This is a genomic window from Collinsella sp. LCP21S3_C7, assembly GCF_052118485.1.
Classification (GTDB): Bacteria; Actinomycetota; Coriobacteriia; order Coriobacteriales; family Coriobacteriaceae; genus Collinsella.
Genome location: NZ_JBQKHC010000012.1, coordinates 38263 through 60282, shown reverse-complemented (window position 1 = coordinate 60282; position 22020 = coordinate 38263). Strand labels below are relative to the sequence as shown.

Sequence of the window (22020 nt, the reverse complement as noted above, 5' to 3'; positions counted from 1 at the left end):
GGATGACGCGGAAACGGCCCCTCCCGGGGCCGTTTCAGTTCCAGATCGTTGTTTTCGCCCGCTGAGCTGGGCCTATGCCGGAATCTCTCCCACAGAAACCACCGAAGAGCCAAAAACAATCATTCGATGCAGCCCTTTCTGCTGGCATAAAAAGCGTGGCCGAGGGCGGTGATGCCCTGGCCACGCTCGTGTTCTATAACGGTGCGCGTCCTAACGGTCGGCGAGCGGCTTGTACTCCAGTGGCTCGATTACCGGACGGTATGCCGGGCGAATAATACGATGCGCGCAGAAGAGCTCTTCCATGCGGTGCGCCGACCAGCCTGCCATGCGCGCGACGGCGAACAGCGGCGTAAAGAGCGTCTCGGGCACGCCGAGCATCTTGTAAATAAAGCCTGTATACAGGTCGATGTTGGCACAGATGGGTTTGGTCATGCCGTGGTCCCGCATCACCTGCGGCGCTAGGCGCTCAATACGCTCGATGAGCGCGAACTCCTCGCCCAGGTCCTTCTTGGCGGCCAGCGTGCGCGCGTAGTGGCGGCAGACCTCGGCGCGCGGGTCGCTGAGCGTGTAGACGGCATGTCCCATACCGTAGATGAGCCCCGTGCCGTCGAAGGCCTGCTTGTCCAAGATCTTGCCCAGATAGGAAGCGACCTCGTCGTCGTCTTCCCAGTTGGAAACGTGCGCGCGAATGTCCTCGTGCATGGATACGACCTTGGCGTTGGCGCCGCCGTGGCGTGGGCCCTTGAGCGAGCCGATGGCCGCGGCGTAGGCCGAATACGGGTCGGTGGCCGACGACGACAGTACGCGGCAGGCGAACGTGGAATTGTTGCCGCCGCCGTGCTCGGCATGGAGCATAAGCATCACGTCGAGCAGCATCGCCTCGTCGCGGGTAAACGCCATGCCGCCGCGCAGCACCTGCAAAATGGTCTCGGCCGTGGACAGGCCGGGCGTGGGGTGCGGCACATGCACCTCGGAGCCGCGACGCTTGGCGACCGAAGCCATGTGCGCGAAGGCGGCAATACGGGGCAGACGGGCGAGCATGGAGATGGCAACATCGATCTCGTGCTCGGGGGTGATCACGTCGGGCTCGGCGTCGAAGGCATAGAGCAGCAGCACGGCGCGCTGAAGCACGTTCATGATGCTCGACGACACCGTGGTCATCGGGAATTCCTTAACGTACTCGTCGCTCAGGTGCCTAAACGCGCCCAGACGCCCGCAAAAGCCGTCGAGCTCATCCTTGTTGGGCAGCGAGCCCGTGATGAGCAGGTAGGCGACTTCTTCGTAGCCGTAGCGGTTCTCGGCCTGGGCATTGTTGACCAGATCTTCGATGCTGTAGCCACGAAGCGTGAGCTTACCCTGATCGGGCACAGCCTTTTCGTCGACCTTGTTGTAGCCGTGCACGTCCGAGATACGGGTGAGGCCCGCGACCACGCCCGATCCGTCGGCATTGCGAAGACCGCGCTTAACATTGTGCTCGACAAACAGGCCCTCGTCATAAGGCTCGGTGGGCATGCCGTAGTATAGATTTTCGCTTTCGGGCGAAATCTGGCGGCTTGCTTCGTAGTCCAAGACCAGGCGGCTCAGGTGGTCGTCGAAGCGGTAATAGATTTTCTTGGCGTCGTAGGCCATGCGCGCTCCTCTCCGGGCCATGTGGCGACGTTGCGCCTGGGCGCACGTTGGGCCGTCGTCACGCAGCCTGTTCGCTACAGGCGGTACATAAAGTTAAAGACGTCCTCGCGCTGGATGGACACGTTGACGCCCGAAAGCTCGCCGGCCTCGGCCAGGGCCTTCTGCAGCTCGGCGAAGTCGAGCTTGGACTCGGCGGTGTCGGCCAGCATGGTCATGGTGAAGATGTCCTCGATAATGGACTGCGTAATGTCGCGGATGTCGACATTGGCTTCGCCCAGGACGCGGGTGACGCCGGCGACAATGCCGGGGCGGTTCTTGCCAAGGACGGTGATGACGATACGGGAGGACGAGATCTCGGCCATGGGAAACCCTTTCGCGTGTTAGCGGCGCGCGGCGGCGCTCCGCTACGGTACAGTGTTCATCATTGTACCTGTCCCGTGCAAAAAGGGGCACCTTTGCTGCGGCGTTACACGTCTGCAACATGGAGCGCTTGTCTCGTAGGGTGTATTTTTGGCACCCTGGACAGCTCGGGCGGCTCTGTTGGCGCCGCGATCGGGCAGATTCGCCTGTGCACTCCGGCGTAAAGACCGTGAACCTTTTGTGGGACGCTCGACGCCGTGGTAACATAGCCGAGTTTGTTGTCTTGGTCGGAAACCAAGACGCCTTATGCGCTGATCGGTAACCAGCGCCTGACCAATAAGGAGTCCTACCATGAAGCAGGGTATCCATCCCCAGTATGTCGAGTGCACGGTGACGTGCTCCTGCGGCAACACCTTCAAGACGCACGCTACCGTGTCCGAGATGAGGGTCGAGCTTTGCAACGAGTGCCACCCGTTCTACACCGGCCAGCAGAAGTTCGTCGACACCGGTGGACGCGTCCAGCGCTTCGCCGACAAGTTCGGTGGCGCCGCTGCCGCCCAGCTCAAGAAGGCCGAGGAGGCCAAGGCTGCCAAGGCCGCCAAGGCTGCTGAGGCCGAGGCCGCTCGCAAGGCCGCCGCTGAGGCTAAGGCTGCCGAGAAGGCCAAGCGTGCCGCTAAGTTTGCCGAGGAGGCTGCCAAGCAGGCCGCCGAGGCTCCCGCAGAGGCTCCCGTCGAGGAGGCCGCTGCCGAGGCCGAGACCACCGAGGCTGCTGAGTAAATAGCTCGCCGAGGAATCGCTCGCATTCATGGCAAAAGGGCCGTGCATCCAATTGGGTGCACGGCCCTTTTCTTATCGACGCAAAGTAGCACGTCCTCTTTGCACCGAACGGTGGGGATTTTTCGTTTGCCCAGATAAAACCTGCCAAAATAAACCTGTCCCTTTTTGGCAGGTAACCGATAGGAGGCTACGTGGACACATCGACGTCCTTGGGCAATCGCGAGCTCGCGGTGGCAAAGAAGCGTGCGCTCGATGCTGCCTATTTTAGGAAGGGTATCGCTGTCGCGGCGCTTTCGAGCTGCATGTATGCGCTGTACACGGCCTTTGTTACCGCCGGTCAGCTCTTTGGCGTTTGGGCCGGTTGGTTCGATGCATTTGCTCCCTCCGGCCTTTTGGCGGTATTCATCTTGCCCACGATCGCCTCGGGCGTCAATGACGTGTTGAGTGCCGTCTGGGCCACGTTTTTCACTGCCGGTCAGGGCAAACTCGCCGACCTAGGCCGCTGCATCGCCTCAAAGCCCGGCGTCATCGTTATCGCCGCCGCCTTCATTGGCGGGCCCATCGCTTCTGCCGCCTACGTTATCGCGCTTTCGCAGGCAGGCACGCTTGCCGTGCCCATCGCCGCGCTCAACCCCGCGATCGGTGCGGTGCTCGCCCGCGTGCTCTACCGACAGCCGCTTAGCCCCCGTGTCGTCACCGGCATCGTTGTCTGCGTGGTCGCCGGCGCCATGATCGGTAGCGCCGGCCTGAGCGGGCAGGCATCTTCCGGCATGGCGCTCGGCCTGGGCCTGGCGCTGTTAGCCGCCCTGTGCTGGGGCGTCGAGGGATGCGTGGGCGGCCGCGCCACCTGCATGATCGATCCTCAGATCGCCATCAACATCCGTCAGCTTGTCTCGGGCGTCGGCAACCTGTGCTTGGTACTGCCGGCCCTAACCTTGGCATGCGGAGAGCCCCTTGGTCAGAGTTACGTCCTTGTCGCCCAAGCGCTCACCGACAAATCCTCCGTCGTGTTTTTCGCCTGCTCCGGTTTTGCCGCCTACTTTTCGTTTATGAGCTGGTATCGCGCCAACTCCATGTGCGGCACGGCGCTGGGCATGGCCATCAACGGCACCTATACCTTTACAGCGCCGCTGTTTACGTGGATTATCGTCGGCCTGGTCTTGGGCTTTGACGGCTACGCGCTTCCGTCCGTCGCATGGGTGGCGGCCGTCGTCAACCTCGTCGGCATTTGCCTGATCGCCGTGAATCCCCTCGACATGGTTAAAAAGGACGGTGATCGGGATGCTTCCGCTTAACTATGCCATGCTCGATTATTTTGTTTGCCATGACGAGGCTTGCGTCGACGATGTGATGGCCGATCTCGCGGCCGAGTACGCATCGTTTGCCGCCTTTGCAAGGCCGCGCATGCAGGAGGCGCTCATGACCGCGCACAAGAATGGCCTGATTGACGAGGCGCGCTTTGATTTGAATGCCGAAGGCGAGCTTCGCGTCTACTATCGGGCGAGCGCCGAGCAGCGCAAAGTTATCGGCGCCTATCTGGGCCGTAGCCACTAAAATAAAACGCCCTTTTTGGCAGGTCGGTCGTAGTTATTACGTGGGGGATGAGGTCGAGCGTATAGCGTGCGCCCCGTTTGGCTAAAGTACAACTATCTGTGTTTAACTCGCCCAGTGCAGTGCGCTACGGGCGATGGCCAAAAAAGGAAAACCACATGGGATTCATGTCAAAGCTGCTGTCCTTTGGATCCGATAAGGACCTTAAGCGCTACTACAAGATCGTTGACCAGATCAACGGGCTTGAGCCTCAGTTTGAGAAGATGACCGAGGAGGAGCTTCGCGGCCAGACCGATAAATTCCGCGAGCGTTATGCTAACGGCGAGTCGCTTGACGACATGCTCCCCGAGGCCTTTGCCACCGTGCGCGAGGCTTCAAAGCGCATCACGGGCATGCGTCACTTTGACGTACAGCTCATCGGCGCCATGGCGCTGCACGAGGGTCATATCGCCGAGATGAAGACCGGCGAAGGCAAGACGCTCGTCTCCACCCTGGCCGGCTATCTTAACGCCATCGCCGGCAAGGGCGTGCATGTCGTTACCGTCAACGACTACCTGGCAAAGCGCGACTCCGAGTGGATGGGCCGCATCTACAAGTATTTGGGCATGACCGTCGGCCTGCTGCAGAACAACATGCCGCTCGAGCTTAAGCGCCCGGCCTACCAGGCCGATGTCACCTACGGCACCAACTCCGAGTTTGGCTTTGACTACCTGCGCGACAACATGGTCACCCGCCCCGAGCAGCGCGTCCAGCGCGGCCACAGCTACGCCATCGTCGACGAGGTCGACTCCATCCTGATCGACGAGGCCAGGACCCCGCTGATCATCTCGGGCGCCGGCACCAAGTCGGCCAGCACCTACAAGGACTTCGCGCGCGCCGTGCGCGGTCTGGAGCGCGGCGAGGACGTGTCGCACGATATGCTCACCGCCACCGAGGACGTGGAGCCCACGGGCGACTACGTCATGGACGAGGCCAAGCACACCATTGCCGCCACCGAGCGCGGCCTCAAGAAGATCGAGCGCCGCCTGGGTATCGAGGACATCTACGCCGACCTTTCGGGCCAGCTGGTCAACCACCTGCAGCAGGCGTTGAAGGCCCAATACATGTTCCACCGCGACAAGCAGTACGTCGTTACCAACGGCGAGGTCAAGATTGTCGATGAGTTCACCGGCCGCATCATGGAGGGCCGTCGCTACTCCGAGGGCCTGCATCAGGCTATCGAGGCCAAAGAGGGCGTGCTCGTGCGCGAGGAAAACCAGACGCTGGCTACCATCACCCTGCAGAACTACTTCCGTCTGTATGACAAGCTCTCCGGCATGACCGGTACGGCGCTTACCGAGGACGCCGAGTTCCGCGAGATCTACAAGCTGCCCGTCGAGGTCATCCCCTCCAACAAGCCCGTGCAGCGTGTCGATCACGAGGACCTGGTCTACCGCACCATCCAGGCCAAGTACAACGCCGTTGCCAATGATGTCGAGCAGCGTCACGCCAAGGGCCAGCCGGTCCTGGTCGGTACCGTCTCCATCGAGAGTTCCGAGAAGCTGTCGGCAGCCCTTACCAAACGCGGCATCGCACACGAGGTCCTCAACGCAAAGCACCACGAGCGCGAGGCTCATATCGTTGCCCAGGCCGGTCGTTACGGCGCCGTGACCATCGCCACCAACATGGCCGGTCGTGGTACGGACATCTTGCTGGGCGGCAACCCCGACGAGCTGGTGCGCGAGCGCCTGGAGTACGAGGGCCTGACCATGGAGGACGTGACGCCCGAGCAGCTCGAGCAGTTTAACGCCGAGGCCAAGGAGACCTGCAAGGCCGAGCGCGAGCGCGTGCTTGCGGCCGGCGGTCTGACCGTCATCGGCACCGAGCGCCATGAGTCCCGCCGTATCGACAATCAGCTGCGTGGCCGTTCTGGCCGTCAGGGCGATCCGGGCGAGACCCAGTTCTACCTGTCGCTCGAGGACGATCTGATGCGCCTGTTCGGTGGCGACAAGATGGACCGCGTCTCCAAGATGATGGTCACGGCAGAAATGGGCGACGACATGCCCATCCAGCACAAGATCATCTCCAAGGCCGTCGAGAGCGCCCAGCACAAGGTCGAGAGCATCAACTTCTCCATGCGCAAGAGCGTTCTTGAGTACGACGACGTGATGAACAAGCAGCGCCAGGTTATCTACGCCGAGCGCAACAAGATTCTGGACGGTAAGGACCTGACCGACCACATCACCGAGGTCATGCACGACACCGTGTACCGCTGCGTGCAGGAGTTTTGCGCTAAGGACAGCCACGACGGCGAGCGTGACCTCGATGGCCTGCGCAAGTGGGTTGTGGAGCTGACCGGCCATATCGATACGCCCAAGTTCCCCGACGAGGATTACGAGGCCCTGGCTGCCGATGTCCTAGCCTACGTCGAGAAGTGCTACAACATGAAGGCCGAGCGCCTGGGCGAGGACCTCATGCGCGAGCTCAATACTCAGGTCATGCTGCGCGTCATCGATACCCGCTGGATGAACTACCTGCAGGAGATGGACTATCTCAAGACCGGTATCGGACTGCGCGGCTTTGGTCAGCGCGACCCGCTGGTCGAGTACAAGACTGAGGCCTATGGTGCCTTCCAGATGCTCGTTGACACCATGTACGAGGATTACCTGCGCACCGTCCTGCGCATCGAGATCAAGGCCGCCCCGCAGGCTGTGGAGCGCAAGGAGGACCCCGCGCTCGAGGGTGCGCGCTTCTCCGGCCCCGCCGACGTCGATGGCGACAACGGCAACTCGGTCCTGCGCAAGGAGGCACGGGCACAGGCTCGCACGGCCGTCCAGGGCGGACCGGCAGCTGTCAACAACGGCGCTAAGGTGACCACCTACCGCAAGTCCGAGAGCGACGACCCGTATGTCAACGTGGGTCGCAACGAACCGTGCCCTTGCGGCAGCGGCAAGAAGTTCAAGTACTGCCACGGCAGGAATCGTTAATGGCCGAGGCTTTAGAGGTAACGCCCGCCGAGCTGGACGCGTTTGCGGACCGGCTCGGCGAGGTTGAGTCGTATCTCCATTTGGACGAGAAGCGCACCCACGTGACCGAGCTTGAGGCCAAGAGCGTCGCTCCCGGCTTTTGGGACGACGCCGATGCCGCTCGCGCCACGATGGAAGAGATTGCGCGCGCCAAGGAGGATATCGCCGCCGTGGATACCGCGCGCGGCGAGCTCTCCGATGCCCGCGCGGCGCTGGAACTTGCCGAGGAAATGGGCGATGACCCCGATGCCGCTGCACTGCGTGAGGAGGCTGCCGCCACGGCTGATCGTCTGGCGCGCGCCATCGATGAGCTCGAACTTTCGAGCTGGTTTACCGGCGAGTTCGATCACGGTGACGCGATTGTGACCATCAAGCCCGGACAGGGCGGCTTGGAGGCGCAGGACTGGACCTTCATGCTCTTTAAGATGTACATGAAGTACTGCCAACGCCGCGGCTGGAAGGTCACAATCAACGATTGCCCTGCTGCCGAGGTCATTGGCATTGATCGCGCGACCTTTACCGTTGAGGGCAAGGATGCCTTCGGTATGCTTCGTGCCGAGGCCGGCGTTCACCGTTTGGTGCGCATTAGCCCCACCGATGACAAGAAGCGTCGACAGACTACGTTTGCCGGCGTCGAGGTCATTCCGGTGCTGCCCGACGATATCGATATCGAGATCAACCCCGACGATATCCGCGTCGACGTGTACCACGCAAGCGGCCCGGGCGGCCAGGGCGTCAACACCACCGACTCCGCCGTGCGCGTGACGCATTTTCCCAGCGGCATTGTAGTGACCTGCCAAAATGAGCGCAGCCAGATTCAGAACAAGGCCGCGTGTATGCAGATTCTCAAGGCCCGCCTGTACGAGATTGAGCTCGAGAAGCGCGCCGAGGCGCTCGACGAGATCCGCGGTCCCAAGACTACGATTGGCTTTGGCAACCAGATCCGCAGCTACGTGCTCTATCCGTATCAGATGGTCAAGGACCTGCGCTCGGGCGTGGAGACCAGCAACGTCGACGCCGTTCTCGACGATGGCAACTTGGATCCGTTTGTGATCGGCTACCATCGTTGGGCTACCGGCAATGCTGATGCGGAGTCTCCGTCCGCTTAAGCCCCGGGTGAGTCACGGACCGACACTAAACTCTGGACAGGCGGTTTTATATCCAGAGCAAACCCGCCGCGGGGTGGTTTTTCCTCGGCGAATCGGTAGAATCGAATACGGTAAGAAGTTCAATGCGCACCCAATGGGGTGCGCTTTTTTGAGGGAGGTAGCATGGCATATCGTCTGGATATTAAGCGCATTCTTTCAATGAACTTCTTCCACGATCTGCCCCAGATTATGCTTGGGTGCGCTTTGGCGGCCATCGCGACCGACCTGTTTTTGATTCCCAACGGTCTTGCCGCCGGTGGCGTTACGGGCCTTGCGACTATTATCCAGGCGGTCGGTGCCGCGCGGGGCGTGTCGCTGCCCGTCGGTATCCAAACCATCGTGATGAACGCCTTGCTGTTGCTGGTCGTAATGCGCGAGGGCGGCATGTTCTATGTGGTACAGACGGCGACAGGCTTTGTACTACTGGGCTTCTTTACCGACCTGTTTGCCCCGTTTGTAGCGCCTCTGGCAGATGCAGACCTGATGCTTCCCGCTATGTGGGGCGGCATTATCACGGGCATTGGTTACGGCATGGTGTTACGCGCCGGCGCCAACACCGGCGGCTCCGACACCATCGGCCAGATTATCTCGCGTAATACCTCGCTGCCGGTGGGTTCGACCGTCATGGCGATCGATGTCGCCGTATGCGCGGCATCGGCCCCCGTTTTCTCTCTGGAGAACGCGCTGTATGCAGGGCTTTCGATGGTAATTAGCGGCTATGTGATCGACGCTGTGGTCGATGGCGGCAACAAGCGCCGTATGGTGCTCATCATCTCGGAGAATTTCCCCGATATCGCGGCCGATATCATGTATGGCCTGGGTCGCGGCTGCACTAAATTTAAGGCGACCGGCATGTATTCGGGCGCTGAGAAGCCGGTGATTATGGTGATCGTTAGCCGCCGCGAGCTCAATACACTCAAGACCATCGTGCGCGAGCGCGATCCTCAAGCTATCGTGACGGTTGCCGACGTTACGGAAGCCTTCGGCGAGGGGTTCAAGGACATTAACGCGTAGGGCAGACTGCGCTCCATCCAAAAGACGTTCACATTGATAAACCGATTCATCAGCGGGTCTGCCAGCTAAATTATTCAAATAATGATAAAAACTCTGGTAAAGCCTTCAGTTTCCAGCATAATGAATGGCGCACGTGCATTGTGGCAGGGTTGGGATTACCTTCTGCGCCGTGCGCATCTTGTCTAAAGAGGATGAAAGGAAGGCACAATGAGCGACGAAGAGCTCAAAAAGGTTGCCAACGAGGTAAGGAAGGGCATCGTCACCGGCGTGCACGCTGCCAAGTCCGGCCATCCGGGCGGTTCGCTCGGCTCTGCCGACATCATGACTTATCTGTACTTTGAGGAAATGAATGTCGACCCGGCCGATCCTCGCAAGGCCGACCGCGACCGCTTTGTGCTCTCCAAGGGCCATTGCGCTCCGGGTCTGTACGCCGTGCTCGCCGAGCGCGGATTCTTCCCCAAGGAGGACCTCGAGACGCTGCGCCATATCGGCAGCCACCTGCAGGGCCACCCCAACATGAACGACACCCCGGGCGTCGACATGTCCACCGGCTCGCTGGGCCAGGGCATCTCCGCCGCCGTGGGCATGGCCGTCGCCGCCAAGCACTGGGGCGATACTTACCGCACGTACGCCCTGCTGGGCGACGGCGAGAGCGAGGAGGGCCAGGTCTGGGAGGCCGCCATGTTTGCCGGCAATCAGCAGCTCGACAACCTCTGCGTGATCGTTGACCACAACGGCCTGCAGATTGACGGTCCCGTCGAGGAGGTCAACGATCCCATGCCGCTCGCCGACAAGTTCCGCGCCTTTAAGTTCCACGTGGTGGAGCTCGCCGACGGCAACGACTTCGGTCAGATTCGCGCCGCCTTTGCCGAGGCTCGCGCCACCAAGGGTCAGCCTACCGCCATTATCGCCGAGACCATGAAGGGCAAGGGCGTTTCCTTTATGGAAAACCAGGTTGGTTGGCACGGCAAGGCCCCCAACGATGAACAGTTTGAGCAGGCCATGGCAGAGCTCACGGCCGCCGGAGAGGAGCTCTAGGATGGCAGACGTCAAGAAAATCGCCACGCGTGTAAGCTACGGCGAGGCCCTCGTTGAGCTCGCTGCCGAGCACGACGACTTTGTGGTCCTCGACGCCGACCTGGCCGCCGCCACGCAGACCGGTAAGTTTAAGGCCGCCTGCCCCGACCGCTTCTTTGACGTGGGCATTGCCGAGAGCAACCTGATGGGTGTCGCCGCCGGTATCGCGACCACCGGTCGTACCGCCTTCGCGAGCACCTTTGCCATGTTTGCCGCCGGCCGCGCTTTTGAGCAGGTCCGTAACTCCATCGGCTATCCGCACCTCAACGTCAAGATCGGCGCCACGCACGCCGGTATTTCGGTGGGCGAGGACGGTGCCACGCACCAGTGCTGCGAGGATATCGCCCTTATGCGTGTTATCCCTGGCATGACCGTGATTGTCCCGGCCGACGACGTGGAGGCCCGCGCCGTGGTCCGCGCCGCCTACGAGTGCGACGGCCCCGTGTACATGCGCTTTGCCCGTTTGGCCTCGCCGGTCATCAACGACCCCGAGACCTACAAGTTCGAGCTGGGCCGCGGCATCGTCATGCGTGAGGGCGCCGATGTGACCATCATCGCCTGCGGCCTGATGGTTGGCGAGGCTCTCGAGGCTGCCGAGCAGCTCGCTGCCGAGGGCATCGACGCCGAGGTCATCAACATGCACACCATTAAGCCCATCGACGCCGATCTGATCGTCAAGAGCGCCGCCAAGACCGGCCACGTCGTGACCGTCGAGGAGCACTCCGTGATCGGCGGCCTGGGCAGCGCCGTTGCCGACGTGCTCTGCGAGCAGTGCCCGACGCCGCTCAAGAAGATTGGCGTCAACGATACCTTTGGCGAGTCCGGTCCGGGCGCCGAGCTCCTGCACAAGTACGGCCTGGATGCCGCCAACATCGTGGCAACCACCAAGGAGTTCTTGGCCTAGGGCAAGACGAGGCAAAGTATCGCTTTAGCAACCGTAAGCAAGCCAGAACAGGGGCGCCCCCAAAGAGGGCGCCCCTGTTTTTTCGGCAACAAACAAATCGGGCCCGCACCAAGCAAGGGCTTCCTCCGGGAAGCGGGCCCAGGCCAGCAGAGTGCAACTCAGCCTGACGCCTCCAACGGTGATGTTGGCGAAAGCCTCCGGACGGGGCCCGCTTTGAAAACAATCCGCAGCGCGAAACCTGCTTATCTGGAGCTCCGCAGGAGCAAGATAAGCAGGTTTTATGCGCGAGGACGTTTTCAAAGCGAGCCCCGTCCGGAGGCTGGTGGGGGTTGCAAAACCGTGCGTCTTATGTGCAGCGAAGCTAATGCTGCTAAAATACAAAGCGCTCATGTAGTTTAAACGCACGATGATAAGGAGCACCAGTGGGTAACCACTTCCGTACCTCCGGTGCGGGCGATGAGGCCCCCAAGACACGGCAAGGTGTCCCGGGCACACGTTTCGCCACTCCGGATTCAGAGGGCCAGCATATTGCCCAGGCCCCCGCACAGCCGGCAGATCAGGCACGGCCGGCATCCGATCCCTTTGCCTACAATCCCCCCAGCGATGTCGAGCTTTCCGCCGCTGCGGGCTTTGAGCCCGTCCAAAAGGTGACTGCTCGCGTGAACCAGCCTCAGACGTCAGCCGAGCCTCAGCCGACCATGGCGGGCATTCCCGATCCCATGGTTCCTGCTACGCCCGTGCCGCAGCCGGCGCAGTCCGGCCTCTTTGCCGGCATTCCCGATCCTACGCAGCCCGCTGCGCCCATGGTCGAGAATGATCAGGCTGCCGAGGTCGCAAGTCTTGACAACGCGCTCAACAACCCCGATTTTACGTCGGTGTTCGCGCCTATCGATCCGCAGGCAAGTCGCAAGAAGATGGCCAAGCAGGCCGGTGTCGAGCCCGTCATTCTGATGGAGCATGTCACCAAGATCTACCCGGCACAGCCCAACAAGCCCGCACTCGACGACATCAACATCGAGATCTATCCGGGTGAGTTCGTCTTCTTGGTCGGTCATTCCGGATCGGGTAAGACCACGCTGCTTTCCACGCTCAACCGTGATGTCAGGCCTACGAGCGGTCGCATTTTGGTCGCCGGTCAGGATCTCATGAAAATCAAGAACCGCAAGGTTCCCTTCTTGCGCCGCCAGATTGGTGCCGTGTTCCAGGACTTTAAGCTTCTGCCGCAAAAGACCGCCTATGAAAACGTGGCGTTTGCCCTGCAGTGCATAGGCAAGCCCAAGGGCGTCATTCGCAGCCAGGTGCCCGAGGTACTGCGTCTGGTCGGTTTGGCCGATCAGATGGACTCGCTGCCCGATCAGCTTTCCGGCGGCGAGCAACAGCGTGTGGCCGTCGCCCGCGCCATGGTCAACCGTCCGCCGCTGCTGATTTGCGACGAGCCAACGGGCAACCTCGACCCGGCAATTTCGCTCGGCATCATGAAGCTGCTCGAGCGCATTAACCGCACCGGTACGACCGTGATCGTGGCTACCCACGATCGCGAGATGGTCGATAGTATGCATCGTCGCGTGATCGCCCTCGAGGGCGGCCACGTAATCCGCGACCAGGAGAGGGGAGGTTACGGCAACTATGGCACCAACTAACGTGGGCTATTCGCTCAAAGAGGCAATGAGCCACTTCTTCCGTAACTGGACCACCTCGCTCGGCGCCGTCATCACGATTTTCCTTTCGCTGTTTATCATCGGCCTGTTCATCATGGGTTCCGCGATGCTGAACTCCGTGATCGGCACCGTTGAGGACCAGGTTGTTATCAACGCGTTTATTAGCGATGACGCCGACCAGGCCGACGTCCAGGCTTTCGAGAGTGAGCTCAAGACGTGGAACAACGTTAAGTCCGTGACCTATAAGGACAAGGACGACGCGCTGGCCGAGTACACGAGCAAGATGTCGGGTAACGCCGACGCCACTCTGAGCGCACTTGACGGCCAGAATCCGCTGCCTGCTTCGTTCGCGATCGAGATGGACGATCCGTCCCAGGTCGAGAGCACGGCCAAGAAGCTCAAGAAGAACTCCGATTTCCAGAAGATCGCGGATGACGGTGACGTTGATGCGAGCGTTCTGTACGGTCAGGAGGAAGTGAGCCGCCTGTTCCAGGTGACGAACTACATCCGCATCGCTGCCGTTGTGCTTGTTGGTTTGCTGACGTTTATCGCGTTCATCTTTATCAACAACACGATTCGCCTGTCGATTACGGCTCGCCGCCGCGAGATTGCTATCATGCGCCTGGTGGGCGCCAGCAATGGCTTTATTCGCGGTCCGTTTATCACCGAGGGCGTGCTGCAGGCCGTTTTGGGCTCGCTGCTTTCCATCGGTGTTTTGGAGCTGCTTCGCAACCTGTTGGTTCCGCGTCTTCAGGAGAGCATTGGCTGGATGTCGTTTGCGCTGCCGATGCAATACTACCTGGTGACGTATGCCGCACTGATCCTGGTCGGCGTGATCATCGGTCTCTTTGGTTCCGCCATTGCCATGCGTCGCTACCTGCGCGTGTAGACACAGCTGGAATTAGTTTTGCTAACGGGCCGTCCCGCTTGGGGCGGCCCGTTTTTTGATCCCGTGCGACGGAGGAAAAGGGCTCACCGGCAGTTCGGCTTGTCTCGATAATTCGATTTTCTCCGTCACATAGGGATCATGACGCGAGGTGCGTGCCCTGTTGTCGATTGGGTAGACTCTTTGATGCGTGCGGTTTAGGCCTGCACGGTGTTTTGACATGATGCGGTTGCGCCTGCGGGCCCCGCAACAGATAGTAAGGAGGCGCCATGGGGCGCAATAACAAACATAAGCGTAGCGCTCGCAACAAGCGCGCGCCGGTGCGCAGCGAGCGGCGTCCCAGCCTGACGGGCCGCGTGCAGCTCCATGAGCATAGCGCCTATGTTGTCACCGATAATGGCGACTATAAGGTTATGGGTCGCGGCAAGCGCGAGATTATGGACGGCGACATCGTGGCCGTGAGCATTAAGACCGGACCGCGCGGCGATCGCCGTGCCGTGATCGAGGGCGTTGTCGAGCGCGCGGCCATAAGCGTGGTGGGCACGTATCAGACGGCAGGCCCCCTCGGTGTGATCGAGCCGCTTGATTCGCGTCTCAAGGCCGATTTCTTTATTTTGCCTGAGGATACTTCGGCGGAGCGTTTGGGCGTGCATCCGGGCGATGCAGTCGTCGCACGCATTTTGAGCTATCCGACGCGCTTGGAATCGGGCACCGTGACTCTTGAGCGCCGCATTGGCGGCGACGATGCACCCGACTTGGGCGTTCAATATGTCATGGCTCGTTACGGCTATACCGATAGTTATCCCGAGACCGCCCTTGCCGAGGCCGAGGAGCTATCGCTCGACGTGGCGACAGCTCTTAAGGACCCACTTCGCCGTGATCTGCGCGACCGTTTTATCATCACGATCGATCCGGTCGACGCGCGCGACTTTGACGACGCCATCTCGTTGGAGCGCACGCCGCAGGGCGGCTACAAGCTGGGTGTCCATATCGCCGATGTATCGCATTATGTGGCCTGGGATGGACACATCGACCTAGAGGCTCGCCATCGCACGACGTCGGTGTACCTTGCCGATCGCGTGCTCCCCATGTTGCCCGAGCGCCTGTCGAATGACCTGTGTTCCTTGCGCCCCGACGAGGATCGCCTGGCGTTTACCGTTGACATCGAGCTCGATGCGCAGGGGCACGTCCGCCACTACGATCCGTATCCCAGCGTGATTCGCTCGCGCGTGCGCATGGACTATGACGGTGCCGAGGCACTGCTGGTGCGTGCCGGTGCGGTGGAGTACTCCGTGTTGGAAGGTGCCGCCGAGGATGTTGCTGCAGCCGAGGCGTCGCGCGAGGAGGCGCTTGAGCGCGGTTTGACTGGCGAAGAGACTGCCCGCGACTACGACGTGGATCTGAGCGATTTTCTAGTCGCTGCCAACGAGCTTGCCGAGCGACGCCGTCGCATTCGCCGTGCGCGCGGCTCGGTCGACTTTGACACGGCGGAGATTCGCGCTTTGCTGGACGAGGACGGCATTCCCGTGCAGATCGTGGCCCGCGAGCGCTCGTGTGCCACGTCGCTCATCGAGGAAGCTATGCTGCTTGCCAACGAGTGCGTTGCCGAGTGGCTGGCAGACCGCGATATTGAGGCATGCTATCGCGTGCATGAGGATCCCAGCCCCGACAGCTTGCACGGGGCCGCTGTGGCGCTGGCGCAGCTGGGTATCATCGACGATCGCCGCGCGGCCGGCATTGCCCTGGGAAGTCCCGATGAGCTGCAGGCGGCGGTTGACGCTGCCGCTGGCACGGCAAATGCCCCGCTTGTCAACACGTTGCTATTGCGCAGCATGCAGCGCGCGCTGTACAAGCCGCGCAACGAGGGCCACTTTGCGCTCGCCGCGCCGTGCTACTGCCACTTTACGAGCCCTATCCGACGCTATCCGGACCTTGTTGTCCATCGTGTGCTCAAACTGCAGCTGGCGTATGAGCAGCTGGGCGGCAAGGATGCCTTGGCGCGCACGCCGCGGCTGATCGGCAAGGGTCGCGAGTCGCTGCCGCGCATCTTGCCGCAGATTTGCCGTGCATGCAGCGATGCCGAGCGTGCGGCGGACTCCGCCAGCCATGCGACGCAAAAGATCAAGATTGCCCAGTATTACGAGGATCGTCTGGGCGAGCGCTATGCCGGAACCATTTCGTGGGTCAGCAGCATGGGCCTCTTTGTGCGCCTCGACCTGACACAGGTCGAGGGCTTGGTCTCGATTAAGAGTTTGGGAAGCGAGTGGTTCGAGTTTGACGAGGACGCGCTCACGTTGACGGGTGCCGACACGGGGCGCCGTTTTGAGTTGGGGCAACGCGTGATCATCGAGGTCTCGCGCGTCAACACGACCCGCGGGCACTTGGACTTTAAGCTCATCCATTAGTTTGGCCAGAAAAAACTTGGTTGGCGACCGGGTGCATAAGATTTTTGTTCCCGGCAGGCACTTCGACATTATTGACCTGGGTTTCGATGCTGCGGGCGATGTCACCGCTATCGTGCTGGTGCTGCTGGTGGCCGCGTTGGCGCGTTATGCCACTCGTCCCATCGGCGCCCATGCAAGACGTGTCTGGATACCCAAGATACTACCGGCATCGTTGGATACTCTTTATGGCAACCGGTTACAATGTCAACTGTCGATACGCGCCATCGACGCATCGGCGCTTACCCAGACATGCGTCTTTACGAAGAGGAGATTCCTGTGGCAGTGCTATTTGTTGAGTATCCCAAGTGCTCTACCTGTAAAAAGGCTAAGGCATGGCTGGATGAGCACGGGGTTGAGTATATCGATCGCGATATCGTAGCGGATAACCCAACAGCCGAGGAGCTTTCCGCGTGGGTTGCGCGGTCGGGATTGCCGGTGCGACGCTTTTTTAACTCGTCGGGCATGAAGTATCGCGAGCTGGGACTCAAGGCTCGTCTGGACGCTGGCATGACGGACCAGGAGTGCTTTGAGCTACTCGCGACTGACGGCATGCTGGTTAAGCGCCCGCTGCTGGTGGGCGATGCTTTTGCGATTCCCGGCTTCAAAGAGCCGGCTTGGACCGAGGCGTTGCTGTAGCGACTGCGGGGAAGCTGTATCCCGTTTTGGATGCCGATTTTGGGATACAGTTTTCGCTGACAGGCTTGCTCCGGTCAGTTTTTGAACCGCGGCCACCCGTGCGGGCCGAAGAGCTATGCGTGCTTGTCGAAGTATCGCTTCGCCATCCTTTGTCCATAAGGGGCAGATGTGTCGCTTCACAGGTCCTTCACGGGTTGGCTAAAAACAGGCCAATTTTAAAAAAGTCAAAATAAAGACTTGCGTCATCGCGATGCTTCCCGTATATTTCTTTCTTGCGCAAAGGCACAGCCGAGCGCAGCGATGCAGTCATTGGGATGTCGTCTAATGGCAGGACAGCGGATTCTGGTTCCGTCAATGGGGGTTCGACTCCCTCCATCCCAGCCATTGCATTTGCTACATATGGCCCGTTCGTCTAGCGGTTTAGGACGCCGCCCTCTCAAGGCGGAGATCACCAGTTCGAATCTGGTACGGGCTACCACAAATTGAATGCCCGGGCCTCGCAAGAGACCCGGGTTTTGTGTATGCACCGCATGTGTGAAATGAGCCGCGTTTCACCTGGACCGAGGAGTTGCCATGGACCTGCCCATCAGCCTACAAGACATTACGTATGCCGAGAATTACCTGGCGCAGGGAGACCTGGCCACGGCGACGCCGCTGCTGGAGCGTTTGGTGGAGCTCGCCGAGGAGTATATCGATGCCGAGTGCAAAACGGAGGAGAACCGCCAGTACTTTAGCTTCGATAGCAAGTTTGAGCGCCTGGCCTACCGCCGTGTGGAAAAGGATCCACGCGAGCTGGTGCAGGTCGAGGTGCCGTTTGACCGCCTGTACTCCGACATGGCGTTTGCCTACATCCGTCAGCAGGATTATGTGAGCGCCCGCAATGCCTTGATGCAGGCCGTGCGCTGGGACCCCATGAACTGCAACTACCGACTGGATCTGGCCGAGCTGTTCCGTGCGCTCGAGGACAAGCAGGAGTGGGCTTCGCTTTCGTTTTCGGTGCTGGAGCGTGCGAGTGACGGCAGGTGCGCCGCCCGCGCCTACGCCAACTTGGGCCAGTACTTTTTGGAGCCCGAGACTGAGAACGTCTCGGCGGCCGTGGGTTGCGCACGTCTGGCGCTGCGCTTGGCCCCTGGCGATTCACATACGACGCGCTTGCTCAGCAAGATCCATGCCACCTATCCGGATGCCGCCGACGAGAGTGATGAGCATGTGATGGGCGAGCTGGCGTTACAGGGCGTACCGACCTCGCCTTCGGCCGAGATTGCCATTTGTCTGATTATGTGTGCGACCGACGCTGCGAGCGACGGTGACAAGCAGGAGGCTACACGCCTGACGGTCCGTGCCCGCGACCTGGTGGGAGAGGAGGCATGCGCGGCGATCATTAAGCTGGTGCGCGAAAGCGATGCCGAGCTCAACGCCGAGCGCAAGGCCAAACGCGAGGCCGCGAGCGGGAAAGCCGATGACGCCGAGGAGGCCGGCGATGCCCAGTAAGCGCGAGCGCAAGCTCATCTCCAAGAATCGTTCGGCGCATCACGAATACTTTATCGACGAGACATTCGAATGCGGCATTGAGCTGAGCGGTACCGAGGTCAAGTCGATTCGCGAGCGCGCCTGTCAGATTACCGATACTTTTGCGCTGATTCGCGGCGGCGAGTGCTGGCTGGTGGGTTTGCACATCCATCCCTATAGTCACGGTGGCGTGTGGAACCGTGATCCCGATCGCCGGCGCCGTCTGCTGCTGCATCGCAAGGAGATTGATTTTCTTGACGGCAAACTGCGCAACCGCGGCTATGCACTGGTGCCGCTCGAGCTCTACTTTAATACCGATGGTCGCGTTAAGCTGCTGTTGGGCCTGGGCCGTGGCAAAAAGCTCTACGACAAACGCGAGGACATGGCCAAACGTGACGTTCAGCGCGAAATCGATCGCGCGCTTAAGGAGCGTAATCGCTAAGGGTTGATATCCGGGCGGGCGGGGATGTTCATCCATCACTGTTGTCGTACTCCCGGTCTGCTCCTCGCAAGTTGCGGTGGAATAGTTCCTGTTTGTTGGGTATCCAGGCTTAAACAGGGACTTTTTCACCGCAACTGCGTGTGGCTCATTTTTCTTACCGTTCTGACACATATGTCTCATTGTGGGTATATACGTCTGCAAGGCTCAATTCCGAGTTAGGGGAGTGATCGTTTTGGATAAAGCTGCGTTCTTTACGATGCCGTGCGGGCTGTATGTGGTGAGTGCCGCGGCAGATGGATCGCGCGCCGGCTGCATTATCAACACCGCGGTGCAGGTGACGTCCACGCCGCCGCGCATTTCGGTTGCCGTGAACAAGGAAAATGTCACGTCTAGTGTTATCTCGTCTGCCAAGGCCTTTGCGCTGACCGTGATCGATCAGACGGCCGATATGCCCTACATTGGTAACTTTGGATTCCGTACCAGCAGCAACTATGGCAAATTTGCCAAGTACGAGACGCGCGAGACCGCACTGGGCATGCCCTATGTTCCCGAGCATGCGGCGGCCTTGTTTAGCTGCCGTTTGATCGACACAGTGGATGTGGGCACGCATCTACTGTTTATCGGCGAGGTCGAGGATGCCGAGCGCCTGAGCGACGAGACGCCGCTCACCTACGATTACTACCATAAGGTCCTGAAGGGCAAGACGCCGCCCAAGGCGTCTTCGTACCAAGGGTAGAAATGCGGTAAAACCGCTTGCATTATATTATTAAGAATATATACTAATAAGCAAAGTACATCAGCAGCCACGTTCGAGAGGAGAACATCATGGCCGAGGAAAAGAAGACGTACAAGTTCGTGTGCACTGTTTGCGGTTACGAGGTAGAGGTCGACACGCCCGAACTGCCCGAGGATTACGTGTGCCCGGTGTGTGGCGTCGGTCCCGATCAGTTTGAGCTCGTCGAGGAGTAGCTCGTAGACACACGACTTGCAGCAACATATAGCTCTGTCCAAGGGCCCCGGTCGAATTCTCGGCCGGGGCCCTTTTCCTCCGTCCCCAAGGGATCACGGCTGCTATTAGCCGATCCTGTCTGTTGTGAGTCCGGCCGACCTTTTGTCTTAACCTGCAACATCTAGCGGCTCAAAACGGGTCTTCCTGTTACAGAACGAGACAAACCAAAACCATCATTCTCAAAATCTCAATCTATAACATTTAGGCACGTAAACCCCCTCTACTTGTTACAGATCGAGACAAAAGGTTGGGGCTGAAGAAATATCTCGATCTGTAACATCTGGGCGCGGAAATTGGGTCCACTTGTTACAGATCGAGACAAACTGAAACTATCTCTCAGAAAATCTCAATCTGTAACATCTAAGGGCTCAAAACGGGTTCACGTGTTACAGATTGAGACGTTATATCTGGACAGTCACGCCATCCCATTACATCCCCGTTAGCAGCACGATGTCGAGAATCGTCACGATGACACCGATCCCTACGAGCAACGCGTTGAGCGGGCGCGAGTTGGCGTATTTGCCCATGACGCGGGGCGAGCTGGTGAGTCGTATGAGCACAAAGACCGTAATCGGCAGCTGAAGCGACAACAGTGCCTGACTCCAAATGAGACCCTCAAAAGGATTCGGGACGATCAGGCACGCCGCTACTGCGCCGACGAAACAGGCCGCCACTCCGATCGAGGAATGTCGGTCGTGGATGTCGTATTCCTCGTCGAATATGCCCGCGGTGATGGTGCCCGCCGCCATGCCCGCCGTCACGCTACTCGATATGCCCGCAAACAGCAGTGCCACCGCAAAGATGGTCGAGCTTGCCGGGCCCAGAATGGGGGAGAGCGTGGCCGCTGCGACGGCGAGGTCGTCTACGACAATGCCGTGCGCAAAGAAGGTCGTTGCGGCCAGGATGACCATGGCCGAGTTGATTGCCCAGCCCACACCCATCGAAAAGAGCGTGTCGAAGAGCTCGTAGTGCAGGCGTTCTTCGATAACCTGCTCGCCTTGGCCTTCGAAGTGCATGGATTGGATGACCTCGGAGTGCAGGAAGAGGTTGTGGGGCATAACGACCGCGCCTAGGACACTTACGATAATCGCGACTGAGCCGGTGGGCATACTGGGTGTAATCCAGCCTGTGGCGGCTTGCGGCCAGTCGACCTTGACCAGCAGAAGCTCGGCTAAAAACGAAAGTCCCACCACGCCCACGAAGGCGATGATCCAGCGTTCGGCGCGTTTGTAGGAGCTTGTCATGAGCATGCCAATCGATGCTGCCGCCACGATGATGCAGCCGGCACGTACGGGCAGGCCAAAGAGCATTTGAAGTGCGATCGCACCGCCCAGGACTTCGGCCATGGCGGTGGCGACCGTGGCTAGATATGCGCTGCCGAGTATCGCACGCCCGACGAGGCGGGGCAGGTGGCGCGTCGTGGCCTCGGCAAGACACATGCCCGTGGCGATGCCCAAGTGAGCCGCGTTGTGTTGCAGCACGATGAGCATGATCGTGGACAGCGTGACGATCCACAGCAGCGCGTAGCCAAACTGCGAGCCGGCGGCCATATTGGAGGCCCAATTGCCCGGGTCGATAAAGCCGACGGTCACGAGCAGCCCGGGGCCGATATGCCGTGCGATGTCGAGTCCGCCGTGGCCGCCGGTGCGCGGGGAGCCAAAGTGATGTTTGAGATGGTCGATCATGGTGCACTCCTGCGTGCCGTTTGTTTGACGCCGCAAAGGATACCCGTTTTAGGCTCAAAATTTGACCATGACTAACAAAATTGTTGTGATGGTAAAAGGGGGTTGCCGAAATGTCTTGATCTGTAACAACTAGGGATGGAAATTGGGCCTAGGTGTTACAGATCGAGACAGGAAGAAATGGTCCTATGGAAAATCTCGATCCGTAACAGCTGACCGCCAAAACCGGCCCTTCGTGTTACAGATTGAGACATTCGGAACCGTCTCTCGAGAACATCTCAATCTGTAA

At 60.0% G+C, this 22020-nt stretch carries 19 protein-coding genes and 2 tRNA genes; 18 read left to right on the top strand and 3 right to left on the bottom strand.

The window, feature by feature from the left end; all coding sequences use genetic code 11:
* Positions 1-210: 210 nt before the first annotated feature.
* Together ACTQ1E_RS05970 and ACTQ1E_RS05965 are read right to left on the bottom strand one after the other, a co-directional pair.
* Entirely contained in the window at positions 211-1629 is a 1419-nt protein-coding gene (locus ACTQ1E_RS05970; protein ID WP_441565282.1) for a citrate synthase, read from the bottom strand.
* Between the two features lie 74 nt (positions 1630-1703).
* On the bottom strand, positions 1704-1991 hold the full coding sequence (locus ACTQ1E_RS05965) for an ACT domain-containing protein (RefSeq protein WP_006235289.1): 288 nt from the start codon (positions 1989-1991) through the stop codon (positions 1704-1706).
* A 349-nt stretch (positions 1992-2340) separates the two neighbouring features.
* Here ACTQ1E_RS05965 and rpmE point away from each other — a divergent pair, with 349 nt between their 5' ends.
* The 18 genes from rpmE to ACTQ1E_RS05875 all read left to right on the top strand — a co-directional run bounded on the left by rpmE (position 2341) and on the right by ACTQ1E_RS05875 (position 20009).
* The gene (gene rpmE / locus ACTQ1E_RS05960) at positions 2341-2766 is read left to right on the top strand and encodes a 50S ribosomal protein L31 (protein WP_154516018.1); all 426 of its coding nucleotides are present in this window, start codon (positions 2341-2343) and stop codon (positions 2764-2766) included.
* Between the two features lie 191 nt (positions 2767-2957).
* Positions 2958-4061, top strand: a complete 1104-nt coding sequence (locus ACTQ1E_RS05955; RefSeq protein ID WP_441067550.1) for a hypothetical protein — start codon at positions 2958-2960, stop codon at positions 4059-4061.
* A complete protein-coding gene (locus ACTQ1E_RS05950) occupies positions 4048-4320 on the top strand; it encodes a hypothetical protein (protein WP_427794657.1) in 273 nt (90 codons plus the stop codon). The genes ACTQ1E_RS05955 and ACTQ1E_RS05950 overlap by 14 nt, the downstream gene beginning before the upstream one ends.
* Positions 4321-4475: 155 nt before the next feature.
* Positions 4476-7283 carry a preprotein translocase subunit SecA gene (gene secA, locus ACTQ1E_RS05945; RefSeq protein WP_441048321.1) on the top strand — a complete coding sequence of 936 codons (2808 nt, stop codon included), beginning with the start codon at positions 4476-4478 and terminating at the stop codon, positions 7281-7283.
* Entirely contained in the window at positions 7283-8431 is a 1149-nt protein-coding gene (gene prfB, locus ACTQ1E_RS05940; RefSeq protein WP_441565280.1) for a peptide chain release factor 2, read from the top strand. The genes secA and prfB overlap by 1 nt, the downstream gene beginning before the upstream one ends.
* A gap of 162 nt (positions 8432-8593) precedes the next feature.
* On the top strand, positions 8594-9484 hold the full coding sequence (locus tag ACTQ1E_RS05935; protein WP_427717738.1) for a YitT family protein: 891 nt from the start codon (positions 8594-8596) through the stop codon (positions 9482-9484).
* Between the two features lie 207 nt (positions 9485-9691).
* Entirely contained in the window at positions 9692-10522 is an 831-nt protein-coding gene (locus tag ACTQ1E_RS05930) for a transketolase (RefSeq protein ID WP_154516003.1), read from the top strand.
* A gap of 1 nt (position 10523) precedes the next feature.
* Positions 10524-11465, top strand: a complete 942-nt coding sequence (locus tag ACTQ1E_RS05925) for a transketolase family protein (protein WP_427793358.1) — start codon at positions 10524-10526, stop codon at positions 11463-11465.
* A gap of 422 nt (positions 11466-11887) precedes the next feature.
* On the top strand, positions 11888-13105 hold the full coding sequence (gene ftsE, locus ACTQ1E_RS05920; protein ID WP_441565278.1) for a cell division ATP-binding protein FtsE: 1218 nt from the start codon (positions 11888-11890) through the stop codon (positions 13103-13105).
* Positions 13092-14012: a permease-like cell division protein FtsX gene (gene ftsX / locus ACTQ1E_RS05915; RefSeq protein ID WP_154515997.1), complete on the top strand. Its 921-nt coding sequence runs from the start codon at positions 13092-13094 to the stop codon at positions 14010-14012. The genes ftsE and ftsX overlap by 14 nt, the downstream gene beginning before the upstream one ends.
* Before the next feature lie 266 nt (positions 14013-14278).
* A complete protein-coding gene (locus ACTQ1E_RS05910) occupies positions 14279-16414 on the top strand; it encodes a ribonuclease R family protein (protein WP_441565276.1) in 2136 nt (711 codons plus the stop codon).
* 315 nt (positions 16415-16729) lie between these two features.
* A complete protein-coding gene (locus ACTQ1E_RS05905; RefSeq protein WP_441565274.1) occupies positions 16730-17089 on the top strand; it encodes an arsenate reductase family protein in 360 nt (119 codons plus the stop codon).
* A gap of 310 nt (positions 17090-17399) precedes the next feature.
* Positions 17400-17473: transfer RNA gene (locus ACTQ1E_RS05900), tRNA-Gln, on the top strand.
* 17 nt (positions 17474-17490) lie between these two features.
* Positions 17491-17567 (top strand) — tRNA-Glu (locus ACTQ1E_RS05895).
* A gap of 95 nt (positions 17568-17662) precedes the next feature.
* Positions 17663-18580 carry a hypothetical protein gene (locus tag ACTQ1E_RS05890; RefSeq protein ID WP_154515983.1) on the top strand — a complete coding sequence of 306 codons (918 nt, stop codon included), beginning with the start codon at positions 17663-17665 and terminating at the stop codon, positions 18578-18580.
* Positions 18570-19040, top strand: coding sequence for an SsrA-binding protein SmpB (gene smpB / locus ACTQ1E_RS05885; protein ID WP_006235325.1), 471 nt, complete (start codon positions 18570-18572; stop codon positions 19038-19040). Before ACTQ1E_RS05890 ends, smpB begins: the two co-directional genes overlap by 11 nt.
* A 232-nt stretch (positions 19041-19272) precedes the next feature.
* Complete coding sequence (locus tag ACTQ1E_RS05880) at positions 19273-19776, top strand: flavin reductase family protein (RefSeq protein WP_441565272.1); 504 nt, start codon at positions 19273-19275, stop codon at positions 19774-19776.
* A gap of 89 nt (positions 19777-19865) precedes the next feature.
* Positions 19866-20009 (top strand): rubredoxin-like domain-containing protein, encoded by a 144-nt coding sequence (locus tag ACTQ1E_RS05875; protein WP_035137395.1) that lies wholly within the window; start codon positions 19866-19868, stop codon positions 20007-20009.
* A 468-nt stretch (positions 20010-20477) separates the two neighbouring features.
* On the opposite strand, the gene ACTQ1E_RS05870 is transcribed toward ACTQ1E_RS05875, so the two are convergent.
* Positions 20478-21734, bottom strand: coding sequence for an Nramp family divalent metal transporter (locus ACTQ1E_RS05870; protein WP_441565270.1), 1257 nt, complete (start codon positions 21732-21734; stop codon positions 20478-20480).
* Between the last annotated feature and the right edge of the window lie 286 nt (positions 21735-22020).

Bases quoted from the DNA above. Each gene is read 5' to 3' on its own strand.
- ACTQ1E_RS05970 (WP_441565282.1), bottom strand. From the start codon at position 1,629: ATGGCCTACGACGCCAAGAAAATCTATTACCGCTTCGACGACCACCTG.
- ACTQ1E_RS05965 (WP_006235289.1), bottom strand. From the start codon at position 1,991: ATGGCCGAGATCTCGTCCTCCCGTATCGTCATCACCGTCCTTGGCAAG.
- rpmE (WP_154516018.1), top strand. From the start codon at position 2,341: ATGAAGCAGGGTATCCATCCCCAGTATGTCGAGTGCACGGTGACGTGC.
- ACTQ1E_RS05950 (WP_427794657.1), top strand. From the start codon at position 4,048: ATGCTTCCGCTTAACTATGCCATGCTCGATTATTTTGTTTGCCATGAC.
- secA (WP_441048321.1), top strand. From the start codon at position 4,476: ATGGGATTCATGTCAAAGCTGCTGTCCTTTGGATCCGATAAGGACCTT.
- prfB (WP_441565280.1), top strand. From the start codon at position 7,283: ATGGCCGAGGCTTTAGAGGTAACGCCCGCCGAGCTGGACGCGTTTGCG.
- ACTQ1E_RS05935 (WP_427717738.1), top strand. From the start codon at position 8,594: ATGGCATATCGTCTGGATATTAAGCGCATTCTTTCAATGAACTTCTTC.
- ACTQ1E_RS05930 (WP_154516003.1), top strand. From the start codon at position 9,692: ATGAGCGACGAAGAGCTCAAAAAGGTTGCCAACGAGGTAAGGAAGGGC.
- ACTQ1E_RS05925 (WP_427793358.1), top strand. From the start codon at position 10,524: ATGGCAGACGTCAAGAAAATCGCCACGCGTGTAAGCTACGGCGAGGCC.
- ftsX (WP_154515997.1), top strand. From the start codon at position 13,092: ATGGCACCAACTAACGTGGGCTATTCGCTCAAAGAGGCAATGAGCCAC.
- ACTQ1E_RS05910 (WP_441565276.1), top strand. From the start codon at position 14,279: ATGGGGCGCAATAACAAACATAAGCGTAGCGCTCGCAACAAGCGCGCG.
- ACTQ1E_RS05890 (WP_154515983.1), top strand. From the start codon at position 17,663: ATGGACCTGCCCATCAGCCTACAAGACATTACGTATGCCGAGAATTAC.
- smpB (WP_006235325.1), top strand. From the start codon at position 18,570: ATGCCCAGTAAGCGCGAGCGCAAGCTCATCTCCAAGAATCGTTCGGCG.
- ACTQ1E_RS05875 (WP_035137395.1), top strand. From the start codon at position 19,866: ATGGCCGAGGAAAAGAAGACGTACAAGTTCGTGTGCACTGTTTGCGGT.
- ACTQ1E_RS05870 (WP_441565270.1), bottom strand. From the start codon at position 21,734: ATGATCGACCATCTCAAACATCACTTTGGCTCCCCGCGCACCGGCGGC.